Annotated in this window: 26 protein-coding genes and 2 tRNA genes; 15 read left to right on the forward strand and 13 right to left on the reverse strand. The window is 49.3% G+C overall.

Annotation, left to right across the window (positions count from 1 at the left end; translation table 11 throughout):
* Positions 1-8: 8 nt before the first annotated feature.
* From BLS62_RS24370 to BLS62_RS24400, 7 genes are all read right to left on the reverse strand, one after another.
* Positions 9-527 (reverse strand): YeeE/YedE thiosulfate transporter family protein, encoded by a 519-nt coding sequence (locus tag BLS62_RS24370; RefSeq protein ID WP_093187359.1) that lies wholly within the window; start codon positions 525-527, stop codon positions 9-11.
* A 331-nt stretch (positions 528-858) separates the two neighbouring features.
* Positions 859-1,236, reverse strand: coding sequence for a ribbon-helix-helix domain-containing protein (locus BLS62_RS24375; RefSeq protein WP_093187362.1), 378 nt, complete (start codon positions 1,234-1,236; stop codon positions 859-861).
* Between the two features lie 31 nt (positions 1,237-1,267).
* Positions 1,268-1,849 (reverse strand): DJ-1/PfpI family protein, encoded by a 582-nt coding sequence (locus tag BLS62_RS24380; RefSeq protein ID WP_093187365.1) that lies wholly within the window; start codon positions 1,847-1,849, stop codon positions 1,268-1,270.
* 97 nt (positions 1,850-1,946) lie between these two features.
* Entirely contained in the window at positions 1,947-2,864 is a 918-nt protein-coding gene (locus tag BLS62_RS24385; RefSeq protein WP_093187368.1) for a hypothetical protein, read from the reverse strand.
* A gap of 467 nt (positions 2,865-3,331) precedes the next feature.
* Positions 3,332-4,081 carry a pyridoxine 5'-phosphate synthase gene (locus tag BLS62_RS24390; RefSeq protein WP_093187371.1) on the reverse strand — a complete coding sequence of 250 codons (750 nt, stop codon included), beginning with the start codon at positions 4,079-4,081 and terminating at the stop codon, positions 3,332-3,334.
* 103 nt (positions 4,082-4,184) lie between these two features.
* Positions 4,185-4,778 (reverse strand): acetolactate synthase small subunit, encoded by a 594-nt coding sequence (gene ilvN, locus BLS62_RS24395; protein ID WP_093187374.1) that lies wholly within the window; start codon positions 4,776-4,778, stop codon positions 4,185-4,187.
* A gap of 19 nt (positions 4,779-4,797) precedes the next feature.
* Positions 4,798-6,570, reverse strand: a complete 1,773-nt coding sequence (locus tag BLS62_RS24400; RefSeq protein WP_093189551.1) for an acetolactate synthase 3 large subunit — start codon at positions 6,568-6,570, stop codon at positions 4,798-4,800.
* Between the two features lie 854 nt (positions 6,571-7,424).
* Between BLS62_RS24400 and BLS62_RS24405 the strand changes: the two genes are divergently transcribed.
* Together BLS62_RS24405 and BLS62_RS24410 are read left to right on the forward strand one after the other, a co-directional pair.
* Positions 7,425-7,500, forward strand: a tRNA-Lys gene (locus tag BLS62_RS24405).
* A 17-nt stretch (positions 7,501-7,517) separates the two neighbouring features.
* Positions 7,518-7,593 (forward strand) — tRNA-Lys (locus BLS62_RS24410).
* A 472-nt stretch (positions 7,594-8,065) separates the two neighbouring features.
* Here the strand turns inward: BLS62_RS24410 and BLS62_RS24415 are convergent.
* Complete coding sequence (locus BLS62_RS24415) at positions 8,066-8,347, reverse strand: hypothetical protein (protein WP_143521595.1); 282 nt, start codon at positions 8,345-8,347, stop codon at positions 8,066-8,068.
* Positions 8,348-8,366: 19 nt separating this feature from the next.
* The gene (locus BLS62_RS24420) at positions 8,367-8,807 is read right to left on the reverse strand and encodes a MarR family winged helix-turn-helix transcriptional regulator (RefSeq protein WP_093187380.1); all 441 of its coding nucleotides are present in this window, start codon (positions 8,805-8,807) and stop codon (positions 8,367-8,369) included.
* A gap of 126 nt (positions 8,808-8,933) precedes the next feature.
* Between BLS62_RS24420 and BLS62_RS24425 the strand changes: the two genes are divergently transcribed.
* Entirely contained in the window at positions 8,934-9,266 is a 333-nt protein-coding gene (locus tag BLS62_RS24425) for a hypothetical protein (RefSeq protein WP_093187383.1), read from the forward strand.
* A 225-nt stretch (positions 9,267-9,491) separates the two neighbouring features.
* Here the strand turns inward: BLS62_RS24425 and BLS62_RS24430 are convergent, their stop codons facing one another.
* Positions 9,492-9,761, reverse strand: coding sequence for a hypothetical protein (locus tag BLS62_RS24430; RefSeq protein WP_208991078.1), 270 nt, complete (start codon positions 9,759-9,761; stop codon positions 9,492-9,494).
* A gap of 454 nt (positions 9,762-10,215) precedes the next feature.
* Entirely contained in the window at positions 10,216-10,461 is a 246-nt protein-coding gene (locus tag BLS62_RS24435; RefSeq protein WP_093187386.1) for a hypothetical protein, read from the reverse strand.
* A gap of 712 nt (positions 10,462-11,173) precedes the next feature.
* Between BLS62_RS24435 and BLS62_RS24440 the strand changes: the two genes are divergently transcribed.
* Complete coding sequence (locus BLS62_RS24440) at positions 11,174-17,098, forward strand: VCBS domain-containing protein (protein ID WP_159436572.1); 5,925 nt, start codon at positions 11,174-11,176, stop codon at positions 17,096-17,098.
* Between the two features lie 317 nt (positions 17,099-17,415).
* On the opposite strand, the gene BLS62_RS24445 is transcribed toward BLS62_RS24440, so the two are convergent.
* Positions 17,416-18,708 carry a tyrosine-type recombinase/integrase gene (locus tag BLS62_RS24445; protein WP_093187392.1) on the reverse strand — a complete coding sequence of 431 codons (1,293 nt, stop codon included), beginning with the start codon at positions 18,706-18,708 and terminating at the stop codon, positions 17,416-17,418.
* Between the two features lie 885 nt (positions 18,709-19,593).
* Here BLS62_RS24445 and BLS62_RS24450 point away from each other — a divergent pair.
* The 11 genes from BLS62_RS24450 to BLS62_RS24495 all read left to right on the forward strand — a co-directional run bounded on the left by BLS62_RS24450 (position 19,594) and on the right by BLS62_RS24495 (position 25,318).
* The gene (locus BLS62_RS24450) at positions 19,594-20,175 is read left to right on the forward strand and encodes an RNA polymerase sigma factor (protein WP_093187395.1); all 582 of its coding nucleotides are present in this window, start codon (positions 19,594-19,596) and stop codon (positions 20,173-20,175) included.
* Positions 20,176-20,253: 78 nt separating this feature from the next.
* On the forward strand, positions 20,254-20,493 hold the full coding sequence (locus tag BLS62_RS24455) for a RebB family R body protein (protein ID WP_093187398.1): 240 nt from the start codon (positions 20,254-20,256) through the stop codon (positions 20,491-20,493).
* A 24-nt stretch (positions 20,494-20,517) separates the two neighbouring features.
* Complete coding sequence (locus tag BLS62_RS24460; protein ID WP_093187401.1) at positions 20,518-21,237, forward strand: hypothetical protein; 720 nt, start codon at positions 20,518-20,520, stop codon at positions 21,235-21,237.
* Positions 21,238-21,239: 2 nt separating this feature from the next.
* Entirely contained in the window at positions 21,240-21,416 is a 177-nt protein-coding gene (locus BLS62_RS31405) for a hypothetical protein (protein WP_200798568.1), read from the forward strand.
* Between the two features lie 33 nt (positions 21,417-21,449).
* Positions 21,450-21,854 carry a hypothetical protein gene (locus tag BLS62_RS24465; protein WP_093187403.1) on the forward strand — a complete coding sequence of 135 codons (405 nt, stop codon included), beginning with the start codon at positions 21,450-21,452 and terminating at the stop codon, positions 21,852-21,854.
* Positions 21,811-22,422 (forward strand): hypothetical protein, encoded by a 612-nt coding sequence (locus BLS62_RS24470; protein ID WP_093187406.1) that lies wholly within the window; start codon positions 21,811-21,813, stop codon positions 22,420-22,422. Before BLS62_RS24465 ends, BLS62_RS24470 begins: the two co-directional genes overlap by 44 nt.
* Before the next feature lie 118 nt (positions 22,423-22,540).
* Positions 22,541-22,882, forward strand: a complete 342-nt coding sequence (locus tag BLS62_RS24475) for a RebB family R body protein (RefSeq protein ID WP_093187408.1) — start codon at positions 22,541-22,543, stop codon at positions 22,880-22,882.
* Between the two features lie 204 nt (positions 22,883-23,086).
* On the forward strand, positions 23,087-23,383 hold the full coding sequence (locus tag BLS62_RS24480; protein WP_093189556.1) for a RebB family R body protein: 297 nt from the start codon (positions 23,087-23,089) through the stop codon (positions 23,381-23,383).
* A 158-nt stretch (positions 23,384-23,541) separates the two neighbouring features.
* A complete protein-coding gene (locus BLS62_RS24485; RefSeq protein ID WP_093187411.1) occupies positions 23,542-23,862 on the forward strand; it encodes a RebB family R body protein in 321 nt (106 codons plus the stop codon).
* 143 nt (positions 23,863-24,005) lie between these two features.
* Positions 24,006-24,329, forward strand: coding sequence for a RebB family R body protein (locus tag BLS62_RS24490; protein WP_093187414.1), 324 nt, complete (start codon positions 24,006-24,008; stop codon positions 24,327-24,329).
* 170 nt (positions 24,330-24,499) lie between these two features.
* Positions 24,500-25,318 (forward strand): oxygen-dependent tRNA uridine(34) hydroxylase TrhO, encoded by an 819-nt coding sequence (locus BLS62_RS24495; RefSeq protein ID WP_093189558.1) that lies wholly within the window; start codon positions 24,500-24,502, stop codon positions 25,316-25,318.
* A gap of 49 nt (positions 25,319-25,367) precedes the next feature.
* On the opposite strand, the gene BLS62_RS24500 is transcribed toward BLS62_RS24495, so the two are convergent.
* A complete protein-coding gene (locus BLS62_RS24500) occupies positions 25,368-26,243 on the reverse strand; it encodes an SMP-30/gluconolactonase/LRE family protein (RefSeq protein ID WP_093187416.1) in 876 nt (291 codons plus the stop codon).
* Positions 26,244-26,343 lie beyond the last annotated feature (100 nt).

The following is a 26,343-nucleotide window of genomic DNA, read 5'->3' on the forward strand; positions in this document are numbered from 1 at the left end:
ATCGCTCCTTAAGCCCGTTTGTAGAGAAGATTGGCAGCAACTATGCCGCCTGCAAACATTGCCGCAACAGCGACGCTAGACCCGACGCTCAGCTGAGCCAGACCAGAAATACCGTGGCCGGATGTGCAGCCCCCGGCGATGCGTGCGCCGACCAGAAGCACGAAGCCACCAATGAAGCCTTGCAACATGCGGACCACTGGGGATGTGCTTGCGCCGACGCTTTGCCAGCTGAGAGATGAGAAGGTGGCTTTGCGGCCACTTGCTTTGTAGGAGATCAACGCGCCCAGAGCTATGCCGATGACCAGAGCACTCTGCCAGAAGTATTTGTCCTTCGACATGTACTTGGCGAAATATTTGATGTCTGTCACGCTGGAATCAAACATGGAAAAGATGAAACCAGTCGCTGTCACGAATGATGATGAAGCCCCCAGTGCCGTATCCACCAACAAAAATGCAGGGATTTGCAGAAGCCCGATAACTATGCCCGCCAGATAGGGGGACCAAACGTTTTGCTTGAGAATGTCCAATTGATTGCCCTCTCTTTAATTTAATATATTCATATATGCTAATAAACTAATATACAAGAGAATTGTGCATGGCGGTCGGATTTGGGATTTTCATTGCCAGCGGTCTGGGAGTAAGTGACCTCGCTGGGACGGGGCATTCGCTTGCTGGAGGAGTTGTTGCCAATAGGGCAGAACGCAGTAAAGCGTGACTGGGTGGTTTTGCTGTTCTTATAAGCGAGGCAGAGCTCTTCAGTTTTGATCTGGAGAATGCCCCATAGCCTGAGCGCGGGAGATTTCATCTTTGCGTAGATGCTCAAAGGCTTCCCTTGCCGTTTCGGCGGCGAGGGAATGTTTAGCAAGAATTACTGGTTTCTAATGATTTAGCCCGATAGGCGCGCTCGTTCCTCAGCAGCTGAGGTGCGTCGAGCGTGCTGATTGGGACTGACTTGTCTTTGGGAATATCGTCTGTCAGTTGCAAAGACAGATAGCGCAGGCAACACACGCGTAGGAAGCTGGTGAAATTGCCAAGGTCATGTCCGGCTTCAACGGATTCGATGTGCAATCTCGTCAGAAGTTGCCCAACGGATATGCTATCCCGCTGAGCTATCTCCTCAAGTATCGTCCAGAAATACGTTTCCAAGCGGACACTTGTCACCATGCGGTCAACGCGAAGAGATCGTGTTGTGCTCTCCCACAAGTCAGTGTCTGCCTTGATGAAAAGCTCGCACATGGTTCTCTCCGCATTGGTTTACTGGTGTTGATTAAGCATAGGCTGGCTGGTTGAGCCGGGCAAGGAACTGCTTAAGCCATGCAGGATGAGCTGGCCAAGCCGGTGCTGTTACGAGATTTCCGTCAGTTATGGCATCAGCCACATCAATATCTGCAAACGTGCCGCCTGACATGGTGACTTCAGGAGCACAGGCTGGGTAAGCAGAGCAGGTTCTGCCTTCTAGCACACCAGCAGCGGATAGAAGCTGCGCGCCATGGCAGATGGCAGCGACGGGCTTATTTTCCTTGAAGAAATGACGGATCATGTCCAGAACGGCTGGGTTCAGGCGCAGGTACTCGGGAGCGCGGCCTCCAGGAATGACGAGTGCGTCGTAGTCTGCCGGATTGATGTCATCGAATGTGGCGTTGAGTGCGAAGTTGTGACCACGCTTTTCCGTGTAGGTCTGGTCACCTTCAAAATCATGAATGGATGTTGCGATTGTATCGCCGGCGTTCTTGTCCGGGCAAACGGCATGCACATCGTGGCCAACAGCGCCTAGAGTTTGGAATGGCACCATGGTTTCGTAATCCTCGGTGAAGTCACCGGTGATCATAAGGATTTTTTGAGCAGACATGTTTCCCTCCCAGATATAACTGCGAGGGAAACCTAGCAAGGGATGTGGCTGAGCGGGTAATAGCGTAATACTACATAGTTCAGTCACATGTTGGAGCTTATTGGATTTCGTTTGTTGTAATGGAAACCCAACGCTGGATTTGCGGCAAATCAAGGCCCGCAGACGTGCGATCATTTGCTTTCAGAGTAGATGTACCGAATTGGTAGAACGCACCAACGCGGACCTCATGAACCATTGGCTTGTCAGTATCATCACCTGGTTTGAAGTCGTATCCGTTGTAGGCGGCAGAAACACCAATCGGTAGGGATGCCAGCTTGTGCTTTACACCTGCGCCCCAACCCAAAATTGTAATTGTTGGATCATAGTCATCATTACCCTGATAACGATTACCAGCAAGATAGCTTAGATCAGCACTGAACTTGGTGTTTTTGGTCAGGTAGTAATCAACGCCGCCGCGTACAAAGACAGCTTCGCTGATTGATTCCTGATATTCGTCGTGATCATTACTGCTCAGGTAACCGGCCTGACCGAGAAGCGTCACCTCACCAAGATAGTACTGTGTTTCGAGACCGCCAAAGGTGAAGAACTTGTTGGTGTCATCATCACCATTGTCTTCTGTGAGGCCAACACCTGCAAATGCGCCAACCAGGCCAGATTCTGGAAGGCGGTAGGTCACGTGGGATGCGAGGTACCCTTCGCCCACTGTGAAGTCGTTGTTGTCTTCGTCTTTATTTTGATAATAAAATGTAGCAAGTCCGTCGAACTGAGCGCTGAAGTTTGCAGCAATCGGAAGGGAATATGCCCCTTTGACGGTCAGGGATTCAACCTCTGTATCATCTACGTCGACCTCTCCTTCTTCAAAGTCGGTACGGCCAACGTTCAGTTCCAGGATGCCACCTGCCGTCAGCTGAGCTGCATCGGGTTTGGTGTTGGAGTGAAAGGCTGAGATATCGGCTGCAAAAGTCGGAGATGCGATCAACGCTAGTGGGAGGGCCACTGCAGTAAGCTTAAACATTGTAATACCTGTAATTCTGGTCGCCTGTGAGGCACTAGATATAATTATTCTGAGTCTTTGTTGGTTTTCTGAAAGTAAGGTCTCAGGAAATACTTATTTATGATTTAGAAGCTTCAGGTTGTGTGCCGAATGGTACAGGTGGAAATTTTGTGATTGTTGGTATGGCAATGGTATGCTTGCTATAGTTGTGTAAATATATGTGGATGTATTTCGTGGCAGTGCAGATACGTGATTTTCATTAGATTTAACTTCAAATTTTATCAGAGGTTTCATGGTGAAATTCATGAGTGTGCTTTGAAGAACAGGACATGTAGAAAATAATTCTCCGCAATCTGGAAGTTGTATTTTGCTGACTTGTATTTATTGTTGAGAACTCGTCGCAAATAAGGCAGCGTTTTGCTGATAAAAAAAGCAGCTGCGATAGGCAGCTGCTTTCATTGATTTTCAATTTTGTTGATAGACGCCTGCTACAGCTCTCCAAGGGCTCCGCGGAAGCGGCGGACGCTTTCGGTGAAGCCGTGGATGAGGGCGTCGGCTGTAAAGCCGTGGCCGATCGAGACCTCGGAGATGTACGGGACGCGCTCGATCAAGGCTGGCAGGTTTTCGACAGTCAGGTCATGGCCTGCGTTGACCAGAAGACCTGCAGCTTTTGCGGCTTCCGCCGTTGCAACAACCTTCTCCAGTTCCCGCTTTTCAGCCTCTTTATCTGCGTGGCAAGCGCCATAGGGGCCGGTATAAATCTCAATGCGTTCTGCACCCGCTTCTGCTGCCAGTGTTGGCTGGCTTGGATCCGGGTTCACGAACAAGGAGGTGCGGATGTCCAGAGATTTTGCCTGTGCAATGACCTCTTTGAGAAGATCCATGTTCTCATCAAAATCCCAACCATGGTCAGAAGTTTGTTGGGATGGGTCGTCTGGCACAAAGAGAACCTGCGTTGGACGAACTTCTTCCAGAAGCTCCATAAAGCGTTTGTCGGGGTACCCTTCAAGACATAGCTCTTTACCCTGCATGTCTTCGGTAAGCATATTGGAAAGGTCCAGCACGTCCGTGCGGCGAATGTGGCGCTCATCGGGACGTGGATGAATGGTGATGCCCTTTGCTCCGGCATTCAGAGCCAAAGCAGACAGGTGCGTGACGCTCGGCCACGGCACGTCGCGGCGATTGCGTATCACGGCGACAGCATTAACGTTGACGGATAGGCGACTTGGCGTCTTCATGGGGCAGCTCGTATGTGAGTTATGAATTTATATTAAAACGGCGTCTTTGCAGGTTTGCAAAAGACGCCGCACAATAGCAATAGGACAAAATTGTCCGCCACCATTAAATTTCGTCTTGCAAATCCTTCAATGCCTGACCACCACGGGCCAATGCTGCAACGCCCGTACGTGAAACCTCTACAAGGCCGAGCGGAGTAAGAATTTCGATGAACTGGTCGATTTTATTTGTTCGGCCAGTAATCTCGAATACGAAGTGCTCGGTGGTTGCATCAATAACGGTTGCTTTGAAGGCATCTGACAGGCGTAACGCCTCCAGACGTTTGTCGCCTACACCGCGCACTTTGATCAGAGCCAGCTCGCGTTCCAGCGGCTTTTCCTGATTGGTGTTGTGTGCTGCAACGGTGAGGTCGCGAACAAGATGCACTGGCACAAGCCGGTCAAGCTGATGGCGGATCTGCTCGATCACCTGCGGCGTACCGGTTGTGACAATTGTTATGCGGGAAACATGCTTCTCGTGCTCGGTTTCAGATACACTGAGGCTATCGATGTTGTAGCCGCGGCCTGAGAACAGGCCGATCACGCGGGCAAGAACACCGGGTTCGTTGTCCACGATGATGGATAGCGTATGTGTTTCGAGGACATCACTGGTTTCAGCTAGGAAGTAAGCTGATAGAGCGTCTGTTTTCTGTGCGTTCATAATGTATCTCCCAGCCTACCTATACCAATGACTTGCCAGCGGTGTCGATGGCATTTGCAATGACTTCATCAGTTGCTTCATCTGGCAACAACATTTCGTTGTGGGCTTTGCCTGATGGGATCATTGGGAAGCAATTGGCCAGCTGAGCGATGTGGCAATCAAACAGAACCGGGCCAGGGGTTTCAATCATTTCCTGAATAGCATCATCCAGTTGATCCGGTTTGGTGACGCGAATGCCCTTGCCGCCGTAAGCTTCTGCCAGTTTAACAAAGTCGGGCAGGCTGTCGGTGTATGAATGGGACATGCGGTTACCGTGCAGCAGTTGCTGCCATTGGCGTACCATGCCCATGTGGGAGTTGTTCATGATAAACGTTTTAGGCGCCAGACCATGTTGAACTGCGGTCGACATTTCCTGAATGTTCATCAGGATAGACGCATCGCCTGCAACGTTGATACACAGGGCATCGGGATGAGCAACCTGCGCGCCAATTGCTGCTGGCAGACCGTAGCCCATGGTGCCGAAGCCGCCTGATGTCAGCCAATGGTTTGGAGATTCAAAACCAAGGTACTGAGCAGCCCACATCTGGTGCTGTCCAACCTCGGTCGAGATGTAAACATCTTTACGGCCTTCAATCGCCGCACTCAAACGCTGCAGAGCGTATTGAGGCATGATGATGTCATCGTTCGGACTATAGGAGAGACACTCGCGGGCCCGCCATTTGGCGATCTGGTTTTGCCAGTCTTTCAGCTCTGGTTGAGAGCGGAAACTGGACGCGCGCCAGATGCGAACCATATCTTCCAGAACATGCGCAACATCGCCAACAATCGGCAGATCAACATGTACGATCTTGTTGATTGAGGATGGGTCAATGTCCACGTGGATTTTGGTTGAGTTTGGCGAAAATGCATCCAGACGGCCCGTGATACGGTCATCGAAGCGCGCACCGATGCAGATCATCAGATCACAATCGTGCATGGCCATGTTGGCTTCATAGGTGCCGTGCATGCCCAACATGCCAAGCCACTGCTTGCCAGATGCCGGGTACGCACCTAGACCCATCAAAGTGGAGGTGAGGGGGAAACCTGTCAGGTCAACCAGCTCACGCAGCAACTGGCTGGCAGCTGGACCAGAGTTCACAACACCGCCGCCCGTGTAAAACACAGGGCGCTTTGCCTTAGACATCAGCTCCACAGCCGCACGGATGGCAGGCATGTCGCCTTTCAGTTGTGGGCGATAGCTTTTGTGGGCGCTCAGGTTTGACTGAGGGCTTTCATACATGCCGGTTGCAAACTGAACATCTTTGGGGATGTCGACAACAACCGGGCCTGGACGGCCGGATGTGGCAATATAGAAGGCTTCATGCAGGATACGCGCCAGATCATTAACGTCTTTTACCAACCAGTTGTGCTTGGTGCAGGGACGGGTGATGCCAACAGTATCGCACTCCTGGAATGCATCTGTACCAACGAGGTTTGTTGGAACCTGTCCGGTGATACAAACCATTGGAATGGAATCGAGCATTGCATCCGTCAGGGCCGTGACCATGTTGGTTGCGCCTGGACCTGATGTGACAAGAGCGACACCGGCTTTGCCTGTCGATCTTGCGTAGCCTTCCGCAGCATGGCCTGCGCCCTGCTCGTGACGGACAAGGATATGCTGGATATCTTCCTGCTGGATCAGTTCATCGTATATGGGCAGGACTGCGCCGCCCGGATATCCGAAAACATGTTCCGCTCCATTGTCCCGCAGCGCCTGGAGAACCATTTCAGCGCCTGTCATCTCCCGTTGCATCATCAAGTCCTTGTTGCCTGTATCTGCTCGCGACACCCGATTGAAGGGTGTCCGATCAATCTTGCTGTTTGGTTGCAAAGAGCCTCATTGAAGTTCTTTGCCAATTAGCCATAAAAAAAGGAGCCGTTTGGCTCCCTGTACGCGTCTAACCGTTCCGAGTGAACTGGTTCACTCCGGCGACGCGCATCCCACGACGATAAGAAGAATTGAAGTTTGCATACTGGTAATGGAAGCCAGATGGCTTCACTCTCCCTTTACATTGCTCGAACACTCTCAGAGTTCACCGCGCTTCTGGATTGAATCGCTCAGGTAAACTCTAAAATCTAATGAGAGATTAGGCTCAGATACTTAATAAGGTCAAGTGGGTATGCATAAAGGTTGCGTGGTGCTCTGCTCCTGTTTTCTTGAGTTATCTGCAACAGTGTTTTTGCTTTTTAAAGATTGCTTGCGTGAGAGAACTTCAGGTTAGGCCTGTGAACGTTAGGGAGCGTAAAACAGAGTGCGCATATGAACCGGCAGAATCATGCGGTTTTGCAAAGCGGGGAACCTTGGGACGGGTCTTCACGCGTGCAAACAGTCGCCATTGTGGTTTAGTGCAACTGAAAAGTGTTGCTCCTAAGGGGGAGGGAAGCGTGTGCTACTAATTGATAGGGGTAGTGAGATGGGGAAACCGTGCTGTGGAGCAAAGTTATGCACTTTGAGGTTGTTTTTAAATGGTTCCTCCTCGTAGATTTGCATAGGCGGGGCTTGGATAAGTTTAGTTTACACAAGACATTTTTGAAAACTGATGGTCTGACCCTTGCGCTCTTTGAAAAGGCTAGATATATACCCGCCATCGCTTCGGCGAGAACATTGGGTGTATAGCTCAGTTGGTAGAGCAGCTGACTCTTAATCAGCCGGTCCACGGTTCGAACCCGTGTGCACCCACCAATGTTCTTGTTATTAGTGAGCCTGTAGCTCAGCTGGTAGAGCAACTGACTTTTAATCAGTAGGTCCACGGTTCGAAACCGTGCGGGCTCACCATTTAACCTCATGGTACCTAAAGAGGTTTTGCGAAGCTCCCTTACGGGAGCTTTTCGCTTTTGGGCTTCGTGTCTGCACTATGTAAGCAAATGAGAGCGTTTGTAAGCATCATTTTGCCTCTCACGACCCCTCCAATTACCTATTTAAATTAATACTGGAAAAGCTGTTGATGTCGTCATTGCCGTCAACAAACAGCCATTCTGTGAGGTTTTGACTCTCATGAGTTGTCAGTAAGCTGGAACGAGCCGTCACAAGTTCAGCTATTTTCCAGGCCAGATTGACTTATGCTCCGCAAGTGGCAGAGATTTACCGCTTGGAACCCTTAGCTGACTTGACTTATTCATTACAACAGATGGGTGCCTGCCATGCGGATAAACAAGATCCTGCAGTATGCAGAGTTGCAATCTAGTTACGGACGATATAGCACTTCGGCACTCAATTGTGCTGTCAGCGGAGCACAAAAAGAAAACCCTCACGCATCCTCATTATCAAGACACGGAGGTCGTGATAAAGAACTAGGCGACGGTTTAGCTTGTTTAACTCGCGGATGATCTGCCCATGCGGGCATAGTCGCCATGTAATCAAGGGTATCATTTTCGGCTTGGCCTTTAGCTGTTCCTTTGCGCATTTGCCACGCGACCATTCGTGCAAACCTTGCATCAAAATCCTGTAAGTGACCGTGCTCGTCAACGCAGTGTTGGCAATAAGCGCCGGTTTCAATCGGCATGCCGCAGCTAAGGCATTTCTCATTCATAGTCTCTGGACTCCATCATTTACCGCTTGGACAATGTTGCGCGCAGATCGCCAAGCAGATTGGCCAGTTGCACTTGCTCTTCTGGCGCAAGATGTTGAGCAGCGAAAGCCAGCTTGTCGATATCGAGAACTGTTTGGGCTTCGCTCAACGCCGTCTGTCCCAATTCTGTCAACCAGATCAGGGACTTTCTGCCATCATCTGGGTCTTTTTGCTTTTCAACGAAACTCTTCGTTTCCAGATGGTCGATCATCTCGCTAAGAATGGACTGAGCACGATCAAAATGCACAGCTAGCTCAGACAAAGTCATTGGGCCTGTCATTGCCAAATGGTTTAAAAAACCAATGGTTGCCGGTGACAAACGATGTCGTTTGTCCCTCACTCGTCGCATAGCGTGCGTATAAATGTCTTTGTAGAGCGCTTCGAATTCTTTGGCGAACTGCAAATTTTTTGTTTTTGCCATGGTGCGACGATAGGCTTCACAAACTCCATCGTAAATCCCGAACTAAAAATTTTTTACATCGGGGTGTGGGATGGAGTTGCAGCAATTAACGTATACCAACGTTGAAAGCTAAGGAGCGCAAAAGTAGTGTTGAAAGTTGTTGTAACATTGTGTGCCGTTCTTAACGGTGGCTGGATGCTGTTTGATGGGATTCATGTGCTGCGGCACGGCAAATATTTTGGGCCAGCCGAACCCGGACCATGGCAACATATTGTGAAGATGATTGGTTTAAAACCAATGACGCTGGGACCCGTATTTGTCATTTTTGGAATCGACTGGCTTTTGTTGGCGGCTTACACATTGATGCCCAATAGCCATTTTTTCTGGCCTGCTTTGGTCATTGCAATTTCAACTTTGTGGTACATCAAAATCGGCACCGGATTCTCGCTAATTGTACTTTTGGTGCTGCTCTTCATTTGAACACAAAAGATAGTGGCTTTGGGCTCTATGCGGAGATTCCACTTAATTTCTCGGGGCAAAATATTGCGACATCTAGGCCGTTGAAAACGCAGATCACTAAAGCCTTCCATTTAGCGACCCACATGAACCCACCCCATTGCGCTGCCAATCAAAAAAGGCCTGAGAAGCATCACGCTTCCCAAGCCAGAATATTCCGTGAGAGGCAATGCCCCTCTTCATTCCGTGTTATTTTGTTTTGGAGACTTCCAGCGCGCAAGGTTCAAGCAGCTCTGAGATATTCACGCTACTTCCCTGTACATTTTCTATGTGATTGCGCACAGTATCAAACAGCGTCAGCAACGCTTCATATTCCTGTGTGTGCTCCATGCGCTCACTCAGAACCACGCTCATGGAATAAACTAGATTTTTGAGGTGGTTGGCTGTGAGGTGAAGCTGGTCCACTTCATTGCGAAGGGACGTATGGGCACATTTCTCTTTACCAGTTTCAGTCATCATAAAGCCTTCTCTGTTGGCTTGTTGAACAAACCACTCAGCAGAAGGTCTTCGACAACCCACTGGCGAGCGGGAGGTTCGAAACCTGACAGAGACAGGCGGGTTTATTCCCCCGCAAAGGGTATTGTATTCACCGCCCTCCCGCCCATAAGCGAGAGTTTGCGTTTGGAGAATTAACTCCAGCGCAAATTGACCGCCGATATTACGGCAGCGGTGACCGCTCTGTGAGAGGTTTCGACGCCTCAACCGGAAGATGCGATGTATTGGTTAAACTGTCAATGAGAGGAAAATGAATTACCCCATAAACCCATGGGATTAGCTGGGTCTTAAGCTGAAACAACAACATGAACATCAACACCAAGCCCTCGCGAAAACCATATAGGCGCTTGCGCCGTGGTCTCGAACTACCCGTAGGCAGAGAAAAGGCTACGAAGGACCCTTAGTTAGGTGATTTGGATTAGCTTTCGTTTTCCCGTTTCAACGCGCCGGGAAAATAGCCGGGATCAGGTGCATGTAGTGCCCATATCTCTTCGGTTGCGACGCACTTGTATCGCTTTGTGCCAGCGAAGCCCCCTTGCGCTTCGTCCGATAGTAATTCTTCGATATGTCCGGCATTCTCTTGATGCAAAGCCCAGCTCGGAAATCGTTCATATTCTGCTGGCGAGGCGAACTGATCTATCTCATCAAATATACATTTCGACATGGCAAGCCTTCAGCCGTCAGCAGGATAGGAAACAGGTTTTCAGGTCATCGGCAGGTAGCTACTTTGCCTCATCTACATTCGACCAAATAACAACCTTTCGCCTTTTGTAAGGAGGTCATTTTTGTATCTTCGCTGCATTTGATCTACTGGAGATCTGATGTAAACATGTTGCGCTAACAACTGCTTTTCAACACTTACAGTGTTTTCCGTTCAATGACATAAGCAACTATAGGGAAGTTGTAAAAATTTTATCAACTAAAGATTGTGGTTAAAATTTCCTGAGAATTTCTAATGCTAGAAGACTAATAATGCCTACATAAATAAATTATGGGCTCGATTTCAGAGCATTAAGGTGCAGATGTTGCAAATTTCCGAGAGGGTGTAATCTGATCGTAACAGCGTACTGACTCGGATATTACAGAGGAGATCATCAATCTTCCATTTTTTAATATATCGTGTTATTAATCAGATAGATAAGCTAGTAACTGCTTCATGAAAATGGGCCTGTTGATGGTTGCTTTTGATAGTCCGTGATTACGATGCCACTGGTGCGGGACACTCCATTTAAACTCGAATTTCTCGATGCGTGATTTTCTTTCATCGATGTGACTACCTGAAATCATTTTGAGTAAATTGCGAATTAAATCGTATTTGATATCAGATTTTTTACATGAAAGCGTCTCTGGGAATTTTTGATTTATATGAGGTTTGCATGTCTGATTCTGTTTCTGCGGCACCGTCCAACAACGCACCTGCATTTGGTCCAGTCGAGGTCATTTCCTCTTCAGAGCTTATTCTTGACTCGAATGGTTCCTTTTTTGATGAGTTTGGTTCCAGTATCGCGGTGAATGCTTCGGGCACTATGATTGTCGGCGCTCCTCAAGAAACGATCTCAGGTGATGGCTCCATCTTAATCCGCCAGCCAGACGGGCAAGGCGGATACCATGAAACCAAACTGACAGCTCCTGCTGGTGTTTCAAATGGGAAATTTGGATCATCTATTGCAATCAACGACGCTGGAGTAATTGCTGTTGGTGCAAAGAATGATGGTGCTGGGGGTGAGCTTTATGTTTACCTGCCTGATGAAAATGGGGCCTATGGAGAGCCAGTAAAACTTGCTGTTGAAACCAGTGGAGGAAGTCAGCTTGGTAGTTCTGTTTCCATCAGTGAAGACGGTACCATAGTCAGCGGCGCGCCTTACTCGTCTAGTGACGCAACCCCGGGAAACGGTAGTGTTCAAGTTTTTGTTCCAACCGAAGACGGAGGTTACATAACACAGCTCCTGGAAGCGCCAGATGCAGTTTCAGGAGCTCTCTTCGGAACTGCAGCCAGCATTAATAGCTCGGGATTACTGATTGTTGGCGCACCAGGGGATGATGACAATGGATCACAAAGTGGTTCGGTTTACGTCTACCAAAAGAATGCGGAAGGCCTTTACCAAATTCCGACGAAGTTGGTTCTGCCACAGGGTGTAGCGTACGATCAGTTCGGCAGTTCCGTTAGTGTGAACGAGCAAGGGATTATTGTTGTTGGTGCAAAGGGGGTTGACGCCGGCAACTTTGACGCTGGTTCTGCCTATGTTTACGTTCCATCTGAAGATGGAGCATATGGCGAACCGATCAAGCTTTCGGTAGACGGAGCTGCTATCTTGGACAGAGCTGGCAGCTCGATTGCGATCAGCGATGATGGTGTCATCGTTGTTGGTACAGAGCCTGGTGTCAATACGGCAGGACTTGCCTATGTATTTACTCCGAATGGCGAAGGCGGTTATGTCTCCACTAAGCTAGTGGCTCCTGATGGGATTCCTGATGATGCCTTTGGTCGTCATGTTGCTATTGGCAGTGACGGAACAATTTATGTCGGCGCTCCTGGTGACGACGATAGCGCATTTAATGCTGGATCCGTTTATGCCTTCCAACAAGATGTGCTCGGAAACTACGTCCATCTCTCAAATGAGCTGGCCTTCCTTGAAAGCACCGATGACGCTGCTATTTCCGATAGTTTGGAGTTAGCGTTTACAGATGCGGATGTAACTGATGCGGGCCATAGCGCTACAGTGTCGTCAGTAAGCTTTACTGGTGTTGCATCAGGGCTTTCTTCTTTGAGCAATTCTGAACTCGTCGATCTGCTCCAAGTAATTGGTGTTACATCTTCTGATAACAGTGTTGATGGGCGCGTTAATCTTACATTCTCTGCTGCTTCATCAGTGTTTGATTACTTGGCACAGGACGAGCAGGTCAAACTGACTTTCACAGTCGAACTGAGCGATGGCGCTGGCGGAACTGCAACCCATCCAGTGATTGTAACAGTTGTTGGCACAAATGACGTGCCGGTCGTCTCCGATATCTCGGCCTCTACTTCAGAAGACAGCCTCGTAGAAATTACGCCCGATTTTGTGGACCCAGATCACTCTGATACGCATACGATTACATTTGACGCGACTGACACAACAGGCGAAGTGTCTCTTATCGATGGTAAGTTCCACTACGATCCGGATGGTCAGTTTGATGGTCTAGGTTCAGGCGAGAGCGCGACTGATACGTTCACCTACACCATCAATGACGGCAATGGCGGTGTGATCACCAAGACGGTGACGGTGACGATCAACGGCACCAATGATGTGCCTGTTGTGAATGACATCGACATTACGGTTGTGCAGAACACCAATGTGGTCATCATCAACGCAGACTTTAGCGATGTTGATATCAACGATACGCACATCATCACCATCGACAACAGCACGACGGTTGGTGTTGTGATCAACAATGGTGACGGCACGTTTTCTTATGATTGCGGCGATGCGTTCATCCATTTGAGCGTTGGCGAGACAGCGACCGACACGTTCACCTACACCATCAATGACGGCAATGGCGGTGTGATCACCAAGACGGTGACGGTGACGATCAACGGCACCAATGATGTGCCTGTTGTGAATGACATCGACATTACGGTTGTGCAGAACACCAATGTGGTCATCATCAACGCAGACTTTAGCGATGTTGATATCAACGATACGCACATCATCACCATCGACAACAGCACGACGGTTGGTGTTGTGATCAACAATGGTGACGGCACGTTTTCTTATGATTGCGGTGATGCGTTTGTTCATCTGAGTGTTGGCGAGACAGCGACCGACACGTTCACCTACACCATCAATGACGGCAATGGCGGTGTGATCACCAAGACGGTGACGGTGACGATCAACGGCACCAATGATGTGCCTGTTGTGAATGACATCGACATTACAGTTGTGCAGAACACCAATGTAGTCATCATCAACGCAGACTTTAGCGATGTTGATATCAACGATACGCACATCATCACCATCGACAACAGCACGACGGTTGGTGTTGTGATCAACAATGGTGATGGCACGTTCTCCTATGATTGCGGCGATGCGTTCATCCATTTGAGCGTTGGCGAGACAGCGACCGACACGTTCACCTACACCATCAATGACGGCAATGGCGGTGTGATCACCAAGACGGTGACGGTGACGATCAACGGCACCAATGATGTGCCTGTTGTGAATGACATCGACATTACGGTTGTGCAGAACACCAATGTGGTCATCATCAACGCAGACTTTAGCGATGTTGATATCAACGATACGCACATCATCACCATCGACAACAGCACGACGGTTGGTGTTGTGATCAACAATGGTGACGGCACGTTTTCCTATGATTGCGGTGATGCGTTTGTTCACCTGAGTGTTGGCGAGAGCGCGACTGATACGTTCACCTACACTGTTGATGATGGAAATGGCGGTATCGTCACTAAAACCGTTACTATCACCATAAACGGAACAGATGAAACTCCGGTTGTGCAAGGAATGATCATCATTGGCGATGAACATGACAATGTGCTTACAGGAGGTCAGGGAAACGATACCATTCAAGGCAAGGAAGGGGCAGACGTCCACAATGGCGGCGAAGGGCAGGATACTGCTCACTACGGCAACTTCTCAGACCTAACTTCGGTCTCTGTAATCAACTTGGCTGATGCAAGCGAAAATACGGGTCTTGCAACAGGTGATACCTACAACAGTATCGAAAATGTGATCGGCTCAGCTGGGCAAGACACCATAATTGGTAACTCAGAAGCCAACTCCTTATCAGGAGGCCGTGGGGATGATGTTCTGATAGGTGGCAGCGGTGCAGACATCTTGAACGGTGGTTCTGGGACGGATACTGCAAGCTATTCGGACTTTACTGATGAAGCTGTGTCTTCCCGTATCAATCTATCAAACTCTGCACAAAATACAGGCGTTGCTGCGGGAGATACCTACACCAGCATAGAAAACGTTATTGGTTCAGCTGGTCGGGATACTATCATCGGTAATGCACATAATAATGAGTTATCAGGTGGTCTTGGCAACGACAGTCTTTACGGAGGGCTCGGAAACGACACGCTGAAGGGCGGTGAAGGTAACGACTATCTGCGAGGTGACGCTGGTGATGATGTTCTGATTGGTGGACTTGGAGATGACAATCTGCAAGGAGGCACCGGCAATGACACCTACCATTACAGCCTTGGTGATGGAAACGATACGATCACCGAGACTAACAGCGCTGATCAGGATCGCTTGATCCTTGGAGATGGCATTACGCTTGAGAATGTCCAGTTCACCCGCGTTGGTCGGGTGGTTTCCAGAAACAAGGTGACTCGTGAGAACATTGATCTTGAACTGACTTTTGAAGATGGCAGTGTGCTTTTGATCAAGGATCAATTCAATGCCAACAGCAACTACGGTGTTGAGTTCATCGAGTTTGCCGATGGTACGGTTCTGAGTGGCTACGACATTTTGCGTGTTGCGTATGAGGATGCAACAGATGGAGCTGATTGGCTCTATGGTGGTTCTCAGGATGATGTGATCAATGGCCTTGGCGGTAATGACATCATCGTGGGTGGATCAGGCAATGACACCATTGATGGTGGTGAAGGCAGTGATACGATCCGTGGCGAAGCTGGTGACGATGTTCTGATTGGATCAGAAGGCAATGACGGTCTCTATGGTGGTGCAGATAACGACACGCTGAAGGGCGGTGAAGGTAACGACTATCTGCGAGGTGAAGCAGGTGATGATATTCTGATTGGTGGACTTGGAGATGACAATCTGCAAGGTGGTACGGGTAGTGACACCTATCATTACAGCCTTGGTGATGGAAACGATACGATCACCGAGACCAGTAGCGCTGATCAGGATCGCTTGATCCTTGGAGAAGGCATTACGCTTGAGAATGTCCAGTTCACCCGCGTTGGTCGGGTGGTTTCCAGAAACAAGGTGACTCGTGAGAACATTGATCTTGAACTGACTTTTGAAGATGGCAGTGTGCTTTTGATCAAGGATCAATTCAATGCCAACAGCAACTATGGTGTTGAGTTCATCGAGTTTGCCGATGGTACGGTTCTGAGTGGCTACGACATTTTGCGTGTTGCGTATGAGGATGCAACAGATGGAGCTGATTGGCTCTATGGTGGTTCTCAGGATGATGTGATCAATGGCCTTGGCGGTAATGACATCATCGTGGGTGGATCAGGCAATGACACCATTGATGGTGGTGAAGGCAGTGATACGATCCGTGGCGAAGCTGGTGACGATGTTCTGATTGGATCAGAAGGCAATGACAGTCTCTATGGCGGTACAGATAACGACACGCTGAAGGGCGGTGAAGGTAACGACTATCTGCGAGGTGAAGCAGGTGATGATATTCTGATTGGTGGACTTGGAGATGACAATCTGCAAGGTGGTACGGGTAGTGACACCTATCATTACAGCCTTGGTGATGGAAACGATACGATCACCGAGACCAGTAGCGCTGATCAGGATCGCTTGATCCTTGGAGAAGGCATTACGCTTGAGAATGTCCAGTTCACCCGCGTTGGTCGGGTGGTTTCCAGAAACAAGGTGACTCGTGAGAACATTGATCTTGAACTGACTTTTGAAGATGGCAGTGTGCTTTTGATCAAGGATCAATCCAATGCCAACAGCAACTACGGTGTTGAGTTCATCGAGTTTGCCGATGGTACGGTTCTGAGTGGCTACGACATTTTGCGTGCCGCGTATGAGGATGCGACAGAAGAGCTGGATTGGCTCTATGGTGGTTCTCAGGATGATGTGATCAATGGCCTAGGTGGTAATGACATCATCGTGGGTGGTTCAGGCAATGACACCATTGATGGTGGAGAAGGCAATGATACGATCCGTGGCGAAGCTGGTGATGATCTCCTGATCGGATCAGAAGGCAATGACGGTCTCTATGGTGGTGCAGATAACGACACGCTGAAGGGCGGTGAAGGTGACGACTATCTGCGAGGTGAAGCCGGTGATGATATACTGATTGGTGGTGAAGGAGATGACAATCTTCAAGGAGGCACCGGCAGCGACACATTTGTGTTCATGGTGGATACTGCAGGCCATGATATCATCAAGGATTTTGCAAGTGGAGAAGGAGCTTCGGATGTTATCGAGTTTGCAACATCTGTCTTTGCTGATTTTGAGGCAATACTTGCAGCAGCCGAACAGGATGGTGCGAATTCGGTGATCACGATCGACGCTGATACCTCTATTACGCTTGAAGGCGTCACTCTCTCTAGTCTGCATCAAGATGACTTCACGTTCCTAGGATAAGTAATTGTGATTTTAAGAGAGACCCCAGCGATATGTTTCGCTGGGGTTTTGGTTCGGTGAGGCCAATAAATTCACGCAAGGAAACTAACCTTGACTAGAGTTAAAGGCAAAGGAGTTGCTGACCATTAAAGTAGTCAGATGCTCTAACTAGAGACGTTCAGCTTCAAGGCCACTGGCAGCTAGTATCACATAGTGACAAGCAGCAAATACGAAAGCCTGTGAATGGATGAATAACCGTCTTTCTAAAGATGTTATCCTGCATTTCATGTGAGATGCCCTGAGGGCTCGTACGTTGCAAATACCAATAATAATTAGATTCACGATTGTGTGTTTTGGCTGTCAAACTGCCCTAGCGGGAGTAAATCGTTTCCCCTCAACCCCGCTTCAATCCTCTCACCAACCGTCTCAGATAGCATCCTGATAGGGTGCGCATCTTGGTTCACATAGCGGTTGGTGATGGTCACGTTGCGGTGGCGTAAAAGGTGGCTGATGAGGAAGGCGTTGCTTCCAGCTTGTGCGGCAAAGGTGCCGACTGTGTGCCTCAGATCATGAATGCGTACATCTGGAATGCCTGCATGATGCCTCACCCGCTGCCATGCACTCTCAATAACCTCTACTGATGTATGCCGTTGCGGGTCACTGATGCGGGGAAGTACAAAGGGCGACGTGTCAATGCGCGGAATTTCGGCAAGAATATCGAGCACATTTGCGCTCACAGGGTGCGGTTTGCGACCATCCCCTTTTCTTGAAGGCAGAGCAATGGTGCCCAATTCAAAATCTACATGCTTCCATTCCAAAGTGGCAATCTCGCTCAGGCGTGCGCCCGTATATAAAAGCAATCGTAAACAAAAGAAGGTCATCGGGCTTATTGGCGTTCTGCGCTTTTCGATATCCTTTCGTAAATGCTTTGCGGTTTCCGGTTTGGCTTTGATAATCCACGGCAACCCCTCGTTCTTGGCGAGTTCAAGGGTTTGTCCCAACCTACGAAGCTCTTCATCTGATAAGAACCGATCACGTTCATTTTCTTTATAACGCTTGATCAGTCGCACAGGGTTGCTGTGCTCAGGTCGTAGCCCCCAAACTTCAGCGAGGTTGAACGCCTTTGAGAGGATTGCCAACACATGATTACCTTGGCGCGGGGTTGCTTTCATTGAGCGGTGAAGCTTGGAAATATCCGGCCGCATGACGGAACCCAGCTTCATCTGGCCTAATTGTGGACGAATATTCTGCGTGACCAGACGCGTAATATCTCTCATTGTCCTCGGTTTGTTGTGCACCTGCACATGTTCTGCAATGTACATATCAAGGAGGTCGTTCACGGTGGGAGCTGCCCGAATGGTTTTGCGGTTTGCAGTCGGGTCTTCGCCATTACGTACCTTTGCTAAAACGTCCGTGCCCAGTCCTCTTGCCTGATCGGGTGTTAGCTCACCGTATTTCCCAAGGCTCATACGACGAGAGCGCCCCTCTAATGTGCGATATTGCACAATGAATGACTTAATCCCACTTGGCATCACCTGAAGCCCAAATCCTTTGAGCTTGCCATCCCAGACAAAGTACTTCTTCCCGATTGGCTTTGCCGCATCCACTGTCCGTTTCGTTATGTTCGGCATAAGCACACCTCTCCCGATGACGGCCCATGACAAGAACCACCGCACATGCGAATATTGAAATTGAAAATAGTCCCCGATTGCTGCTGTTTCTGACGGCCTGACAGCTTGCGACGACCTTTGAGCCTTTGTTGCTCTGCTTATGCAAAACACTGCTCAAACTGTCATAGGTCGAAAACTACCTGCTTGCCGTTCTGTGTCAGCACTATGTCAGCAAATGTATGAGATTGAGCGCGAAATGCAAGGTAGGCGAACGTAAATAATTTTCTACAACTATTTGATTCATAGTAGATAATCGCTCTTCATCGCAAGTGGGCGCGATATGATGAACCGGTCTTTTAATCAGTAGGTCCACGGGTCGAAACCGTGCTGGCTCACCATTTTCTCCTAGAAAATTGGTGAGCATAACTAAGGCAAGCGTTGTTGCTTGTCTTGTAGATTCGTTTCTCTGTCACAAAAACCGAACGGATGTGTCTAGTAAGGACAGATCTGCTGCTGTCCCATGAGATTGTCCTTAGATGATTTTTGGGTTGTGCGTCGTTGTGTTTTACACCTTATAGGTTGTTAACAGGCGTTGTTCTTGTTTCAGGTTGTGTTGTATATATGCATAGTTTTGCAAACTCGATTTATAACAGACTGATTTCTCTAATCTTTCCCCCATGTGCAGTAGGTAAGTAATTTAAAGTTGCGCTACTTAATTTGTACAACCCATAAGATTACGTTGGTTTCCGTTCCGAAAAAATATCCGTAGCTTCAACCTCATTGAGACGGGCACTTTCTCAGTAAATGCAGATGAAATCTGGCGGTGGTTCTTTTGAAGTCCACCGGGGCGATTAGTTTTGCTTAATTATGAGAGAAGGGGGCCTGTAATACATTGAGGTGTGACGGATGTATTACAAGAATACTCAGATTGAACATCTTGATGGGCGTCAGGATCTTACGCCTGTTTGGGAGTACTGGAGTGAGCATAGAAGAAGGATCTTCGGAAGAGCATTTCATCTCACTGGTGGGGATATGGATGCGGCAGAAGAATTAATGTCTGCAACCATTATTAAAGTGGCGACACACTTTGAACAGCGTCCTTTGAATATGAGGGAGCCAATCGCGTTTTTTATGTATGCGTTGAAGAACGAGTTCATCAGCCAGTATCGCAAAAAACGCTATGAGTATCAATTTCGAGATGGGGAGAAGGATGTTTATGATGAACATCTCTCCAGCTCAGATGGGGAGCCTGCTCCTCAGGAAACCATATTGGCTCAGAAAGAGGAATTGGCGCTGATCAGCCAGACTCTGGAGAGCTTGCCCAAGATTTACCAACAGATTTTCAAGATGAAGTTCGCGGAGGATCGCAACTACAGCGAGATATCTGAGGACCTGAATATTTCCCAGGCTTTGGCCCGCAAACGGGTGCAGTTTTTGCGTGAGAAGCTGAGGAATGCACGGTCGAAGAAAAGGCCGCGGTTCAATTGATGTGATTGAGAGTTCACAGGAGAGTGTGGAGTGCGTCTCTCCAAATAGTTAACCATTTTGGATTGTGAGGGTGAAGGCATGGCGGAAGAGACTGTAAACGCACAGGTGACGGATGCCGTTACTCAGACGAATGTGAAGGTGGTTGGAGAGGCACCCTCTCAGGCAATTGCCAACCTCTATCAGGTGGTCAGCAACGCGACCGGGCTTTCTGTTCAAAACGCCACACACGCCCAACAATCCATGAACCAGATCTCGACAGCTGTGGTTTCCAAAGGTGTGCAGCTGATTATGGAAATTGGGCCGGGAACCAAGGTTTAAGGTGGGAACTGTTGAGGGACGTTGATGACGGGGGAGAGGCGTGAGAGTTCAGTTTCGCAAGACTATGAGGATGCTGTCACACGACGCCGACGGTTGATCTCATTGCTGCATGGAACTGCCGGTGAGAAGAGTATGCGTCCACCGCCTCGTTTGTCTGCGGGACCTGTACAGGGCAGTCAGGCACAGGAGCTTTCTCCGACTTCTAAAGTGAGCTCACAGACGCGTGAGACAACCGTCAAAGGTACAAGAGAAAACAACACTGAACCCGGAGCGCATCAAACCATGGCGATGGATAGTCAAAAGGGGTCTGCTGGCGGCGCAGACCAAGAGAGTACCTCATATTCTGCTATTCTTGCCAAGGGGTTGCAGGATTCGTTAGCTGGTAATGAAGCAGATGACAGCTCTGGTCCTAAATACCCCCCTTTGCCGATGTCTCCGCCGTCTACTCCTGCTGTGAATAGCCAGATTACGCAGGCGGTTCAGTTTACGAATTTCGAGAATTATCAGGGTTTGGAAACAATGATTTCCGTGCCTGAGAGTGTGATGACCAATCAATCCATCGGTCATGCCTCACAAAATGCGGAAAGCTATATGAACGGCGTTATGCAAATCTCCATGGCGGCGCAGGCCATTGTTGCAGCCAAGATTGCGCAGGACCCGGCTTTGGCCGCTACGCCCGCTCTTACTGAACTCAATACGATGGTGACCAATGCCATTACTGCCTTTCAAGACGTGAGTAAGTGACTATGAGCAGTCCTTCTGAACGGCCCAGATACGGTTTTGAGAAAATCGCGATTGCTGAGCCGGTAAAGGAGGAGCCACCTGAGATAGACCAGTTGGCTTTGCTTCTTCATCAAGTCACGCTGTTGTTTCAACGGGACTACATTATGCTTGTAATTTTTCTGCGGGCTTTAGCGCGTTGAGCTGAACGCCTGCCGACTTAAAAAAGGTGGATCATGGAACGCGATGTTACATATATTCGTGAGGAATTAGAGGAAGTTATCCTCAATCAACTGCGGCGCTGGGAGGATGTTATTGAGCAAGAAGAAGCTGTGACGCTTTCCCGATCTGGGGTTGAAGCTTTGCCGGGGTTGCTCTGGCATCTGAGTTCTGCACGCGATGCGCTGGTTAAAGCGGAAGGGGTTCTGGTTGGCGGGGAAGCCTTTAGTACCGCAGATACCGTCCTTGGGTTTCGGCAGGAGCCGGAGAGGGATGATGGCCGTATAGAGCAAGATCGCGTCGTTCAGGATGACGTGGAAGAGGAAATTCTTGCGCGTTTTACGTCAACTGGCGAGATAGAATTTGAGGAGCGAAGTGATGGGCGGGACTACGGACGATCTTCAGACTGCTACCGAGCCTAAAAAGGTAACGGCAACACCGGGGCCTGAATTGAATGTTGCCCTTGATGATGCTGTGGTGCAGCTGACCAAGGTGAAAGAGAATGTGGATCAAGCTGCCAGTGAGTTTGCTGAGCTGCGAAAGGGAATTCCCAATTACAATGAAGTGATTGCGGATATTCGTCAGCAACAGGTGCAGATTAACCGGGCTTGTGTAGATGCTTCCAGTTCTGCGCAGACAATAGTCTCTGAAGTGGAGGAGGCGGCAGCGAAACTTTGCAGCTCTATTGATGAAGAGATCAACACCATCAAAAGCGTGATTGGTACAGGTGAGGAGGCAACTGTTCCAGTTACACCCGAGCCACAGCCAGCCCCTCCGCAACAGCACGCGCCGGTGGCCCAAGGGCAGGGCGTTCCTTCAGGTATTGGCGGTCCCAATCAAGAGGTTGTGGCTGTGCAAGTCGCAGAAGCTTTGCGGGAATATTTAAAAAGAGAAATACAGACAGAGCTTTCCAACCAGATTGCGCCTCTTTATGAGAAAATGACTGAGTTGTTGATCGGATTTATGCAGCAACGCTCACGAGACAGGTAATAGTTTTGTAAACCATGTCTTGTGGATGCCAAGATTTATTAGGAATTGGTTCACAAATGGAGGTGAGGGGCGTCAATAATCTGTAAATGGCAAAAATAACAAGCATATTGGAGAAAAAATGCCAAAGATTATTGAGGAACAATGTGGTGTGCCGACCCCATCCGACGGTGAAATGAGCGAGGCTAATGTAATTCAACTTCTGGGTGTTGCACCCGCATTTGCGATGGCGCTTACTTTTTTAACAGCGGCGCAATCGACTGGAGTGCTATTTGAGAATTCTGTTGCGACAGCGCAGCGCCAAAACACGATTGCGCAATGCGCGCTGACTCAGGGGATCTTACATATTCACTCGGTTGGCACAATGGCCGCTGCGACAAGTGTTGCGCATATGGACCCTAAAGAGGTGGAGCAGGCGGCGGACAGTCTGCTTTCTAATATGTGTAAGTACTTTAAGCGTTAACTCGTGCGTACTGGCAGTGCAACCACAGTTTTAAGTCAATGAGACAATTAGGAGTTTGCTTCTGGCTGGAACCCATATCCGGTGTTCGGTCAGGAGCGAAGCAGGGCTGCTTTGTGCCGAATTGCTCTAGTATTCGGCGGTATTGGGGGAAGTGGGTGTATGGCAGATCTTCCGGGGATTGGCCCCGTTATTGGTGAGGGCAATATGGTCACAGATGCTGTGACACAAACGAACGTGCAGGTTATTGGTGACGCGCCTGCAATGGCTATGGCAAATATTTATATGTCTATGGCTCATGCGACTGGAATTATGTTCCAGAATTCTGTCGGGGCAGCTTCTCAGCAACTTATCCTTTCACAAGCGGCAACCACTCAGGGCGTCATGCAAATCAATTCCGTCAACACAATGGCAGGGGCATCTGCAACGCAAAAGATTGCCCAGGTCGGAACCGCCGACCAGCTGACTACGCTGTTGACCACCTTGCAAGGTCTTAACCAGTAAACCGGAACTTTCGAACTTCGTCATCTGGCGTAATGCCAGTGCGTGGAGAGCGGTTCTGATGCCTCCTTACTTTGTTGTAGTGCGTACTCCTTTGGAGCCAGTTCAAGGAAAGACAGAACCGGATTTAAACAAGGACTGTATGAAAGAGGACTTTTAGCATGCCAACTACTGTTAGCCCTATGATCACTGATGCTGTTACTCAATCCAACGTGAAAGTTGTTGGTGAAGCCCCTGCAATGGCAATGGGCAGTGTCTATCAGACAATGGCCCATTCCACCGGTATTCTCTTTGAGAACTATGTCTCTGCCGCTCAGCAGCAGAACATTCTTTCTCAGGCAGCAGCCAACCAGGGTGTCATGCAGATTTACTCTATGGATACAATGGCTGGTGCTGGTGCTACCGAAAAAGTGGCTCAGAGCGGTACCCCGGATCAGTTGAATACACTGCTGACAATCATGAAGGTGTTCAACCCAAGCTAAGCATTGATGTCGCCCTCAGGCGGTGTTTTCTCTGCATACAATTAAGTGGGTTCCGGTTGATTGACGTAGCAAGATCTGCCTGTAAACGGGTCTCTATGGAGATCACCGGAAGCCATGTCTCTCTTTTTCAAAGGATATAGATTATGCCAGATATGGTTAATCCGATGATTACCGATGCCGTCACTCAAACCAATGTGAAAGTTGTTGGTGAAGCCCCTGCCATGGCGATGGGATCGCTTTTTCAGACAATGGCGCACTCTACCGGTATTCTCTTTGAGAATACTGTAGCAGCTTCCCAGCAGCAGAATATTTTGGCTCAGGCTGCGACCAACCAGGGTGTTATGCAGATTTACGCGTTGGATACCATGGCTGCGGCTGGTGCGACAGAGAAGGTTGCTCAGACTGGTACACCAGACCAGTTGCAGACCTTGCTTTCTATGATGCAGTCTTTCCGTCCCGGACGATAATGTCGCCGTCATCGGTAAATCTGTTCTGGACACGACCTTGCGCGCGTTTCCTTTTACCCTTCCCTACTTCGGTAGGGGAGGTTTTTTTGGTTCTAACGATGTGTCTTTTGCTGACAGACCTGATTGAAATGAGTATAGGTACTGCTACGATTAAGGCCAAAAGGCAAAGAATGACACATACCCTTACCCCCATTTTGGTTTGCGCACTTTATAAGTTTGTAGAGTTCGCGGACTTTGAAGATATGCGCGAGCCATTGCTAGCCTATTGTAAAACCCGCGGTGTAAATGGCAGCATCCTGCTGGCCCGTGAAGGGATCAATGGGACCATTGCCGGTGAAGAGCCACAGGTGCGTGATGTGATTGCATACCTGCGCAAAGAGCCTCGGTTCAGTGATCTTGGTGCAAAAGAAAGCTGGGCGAAGCGGGGCCCGTTCAAGCGCATGAAAGTGCGGCTCAAAGCAGCGATTGTGAATATGGGCATGAACGAGATTGATCCGAACGATCTTGTTGGATCCTACGTTAAGCCTGAGGACTGGAATGCCCTGATCGCGGATCCTGAGACCGTTGTTATTGACACTCGCAATGACTACGAGTTTGCGCTGGGTACGTTTGAAGGGGCGCTTGACCCTGAGACGGAGACGTTCAACGAGTTTCCTGAGTGGGTGAAGCGGAACGACAACAAGCTACGCTCCAAGAAGAAGGTTGCCATGTTCTGCACCGGCGGTATTCGTTGTGAGCGGGCGACAGGCCTGATGCTGGAACAAGGTTATGATGAGGTCTACCACCTTGAAGGCGGTATTTTAAATTACCTAGAGACAGTGCCGGAAGAGAATAGTCTTTGGAAGGGCGAGTGTTTTGTTTTTGACGACCGTGTTTCAGTTGATCACAAACTGAATGCAGGATGGGGCAGGAACCTGCCGGAGAAAACCAAAGCAGTTCTGGCGCCATACCAGATCGACGATAAGCCTTTAAAAAGCTCTGAGAGCTAAAATGGGTTGAAGGAGGGGCAGCACGTACTGCCCCTTTTTGTATTTTTCTTTAGCCGAACCGGAATGTTGGCAGGCCTTTGTGTTCCACATCCATTGCGAACAGGCCGCCGGATTTCGGGAACTCTTTCAGCAGATCTTCATCGCCGTGCGGGCGTAGGCTGGCCACGACCATCGTTTTTAAGTGCGGACCGGCGAAACATGGAACAGTCGGGCGTGGCACTGGCATCGGGATTGAAAAAATCAGCTCTCCATCCGGTGCAAAGCAGTTGAGGTTGCCTGCGGATATGCCTGCGGACCAGTAGTTCCCTTCCGTATCGGTTGTTGCGCCATCTGGACGGCCCACTGTGTTATCCAGCTGCAAAAATTGCTTCTGGTTAGAGGCGGTGCCGAAATCCTTATCAAAGTCGTAGGTGTACACCATGCCTGAGCCGGTATCGGAATGGTACATGGTTTTGTTATCTGGTGACCATGCCAAGCCGTTGGAGGTGCGCAATTCCTCGGCAAACTTCTGTACTGTGCCATCAGGTGCGACGCGGTACAGGCCTGCGATTGGTGTGCGTGGGCTGATGTCGTCCATGGTGCCGACCCAGAACGCGCCGTCTGGTCCGACCTTGCCATCATTCAGGCGCGTGCGCGGGTTATCTGGTTCAATCTTGGCGATGGTGTCGTATACTTTTGACGTAGTGTCGAAGAGGATGATTTCATCCTTCATCGCCACGACCAGGCGCCTGTCCTTACACAGGCCGAATGAGCCAACCACTTCGGGGAAGTCCCATGTGACGACTTCTTTGCTATCCCATTGCATTGCATGGATCTGCTTACCGAGAATATCGCAGAAGAACAGGTTATTACTGAGTTCATCCCAAACGAGGCCTTCTGCCAACTCGTAACGGCCATCCAGTAAGCAGGTGATAATCGGGGTCAAAGTCGTACTCCAAAACGTAAGCGAGGCTAAAGCAGTTTGCCCCTTTGTCAGGGGCGGCCAAATTGCTTTAGCCTTATGTTTTATGGTGTATTCTTAACCG

The sequence above is a fragment of the Pseudovibrio sp. Tun.PSC04-5.I4 genome (genome assembly GCF_900104145.1).
Taxonomy (GTDB): domain Bacteria; phylum Pseudomonadota; class Alphaproteobacteria; order Rhizobiales; family Stappiaceae; genus Pseudovibrio.

Bases quoted from the DNA above. Each gene is read 5' to 3' on its own strand.
- BLS62_RS24465 (WP_093187403.1), top strand. From the start codon at position 21,450: ATGGAACGCGATGTTACATATATTCGTGAGGAATTAGAGGAAGTTATC.
- BLS62_RS24475 (WP_093187408.1), top strand. From the start codon at position 22,541: ATGCCAAAGATTATTGAGGAACAATGTGGTGTGCCGACCCCATCCGAC.
- BLS62_RS24415 (WP_143521595.1), bottom strand. From the start codon at position 8,347: ATGAATGAGAAATGCCTTAGCTGCGGCATGCCGATTGAAACCGGCGCT.
- BLS62_RS24385 (WP_093187368.1), bottom strand. From the start codon at position 2,864: ATGTTTAAGCTTACTGCAGTGGCCCTCCCACTAGCGTTGATCGCATCT.
- BLS62_RS24455 (WP_093187398.1), top strand. From the start codon at position 20,254: ATGGCGGAAGAGACTGTAAACGCACAGGTGACGGATGCCGTTACTCAG.
- BLS62_RS24440 (WP_159436572.1), top strand. From the start codon at position 11,174: ATGTCTGATTCTGTTTCTGCGGCACCGTCCAACAACGCACCTGCATTT.
- BLS62_RS24470 (WP_093187406.1), top strand. From the start codon at position 21,811: ATGGGCGGGACTACGGACGATCTTCAGACTGCTACCGAGCCTAAAAAG.
- BLS62_RS24375 (WP_093187362.1), bottom strand. From the start codon at position 1,236: ATGTGCGAGCTTTTCATCAAGGCAGACACTGACTTGTGGGAGAGCACA.
- BLS62_RS24490 (WP_093187414.1), top strand. From the start codon at position 24,006: ATGCCAGATATGGTTAATCCGATGATTACCGATGCCGTCACTCAAACC.
- BLS62_RS31405 (WP_200798568.1), top strand. From the start codon at position 21,240: ATGAGCAGTCCTTCTGAACGGCCCAGATACGGTTTTGAGAAAATCGCG.
- BLS62_RS24420 (WP_093187380.1), bottom strand. From the start codon at position 8,807: ATGGCAAAAACAAAAAATTTGCAGTTCGCCAAAGAATTCGAAGCGCTC.
- BLS62_RS24400 (WP_093189551.1), bottom strand. From the start codon at position 6,570: ATGCAACGGGAGATGACAGGCGCTGAAATGGTTCTCCAGGCGCTGCGG.
- BLS62_RS24435 (WP_093187386.1), bottom strand. From the start codon at position 10,461: ATGTCGAAATGTATATTTGATGAGATAGATCAGTTCGCCTCGCCAGCA.
- BLS62_RS24485 (WP_093187411.1), top strand. From the start codon at position 23,542: ATGCCAACTACTGTTAGCCCTATGATCACTGATGCTGTTACTCAATCC.
- BLS62_RS24445 (WP_093187392.1), bottom strand. From the start codon at position 18,708: ATGCCGAACATAACGAAACGGACAGTGGATGCGGCAAAGCCAATCGGG.
- BLS62_RS24460 (WP_093187401.1), top strand. From the start codon at position 20,518: ATGACGGGGGAGAGGCGTGAGAGTTCAGTTTCGCAAGACTATGAGGAT.
- ilvN (WP_093187374.1), bottom strand. From the start codon at position 4,778: ATGAACGCACAGAAAACAGACGCTCTATCAGCTTACTTCCTAGCTGAA.
- BLS62_RS24495 (WP_093189558.1), top strand. From the start codon at position 24,500: ATGACACATACCCTTACCCCCATTTTGGTTTGCGCACTTTATAAGTTT.
- BLS62_RS24480 (WP_093189556.1), top strand. From the start codon at position 23,087: ATGGTCACAGATGCTGTGACACAAACGAACGTGCAGGTTATTGGTGAC.
- BLS62_RS24380 (WP_093187365.1), bottom strand. From the start codon at position 1,849: ATGTCTGCTCAAAAAATCCTTATGATCACCGGTGACTTCACCGAGGAT.
- BLS62_RS24390 (WP_093187371.1), bottom strand. From the start codon at position 4,081: ATGAAGACGCCAAGTCGCCTATCCGTCAACGTTAATGCTGTCGCCGTG.
- BLS62_RS24430 (WP_208991078.1), bottom strand. From the start codon at position 9,761: ATGATGACTGAAACTGGTAAAGAGAAATGTGCCCATACGTCCCTTCGC.
- BLS62_RS24450 (WP_093187395.1), top strand. From the start codon at position 19,594: ATGTATTACAAGAATACTCAGATTGAACATCTTGATGGGCGTCAGGAT.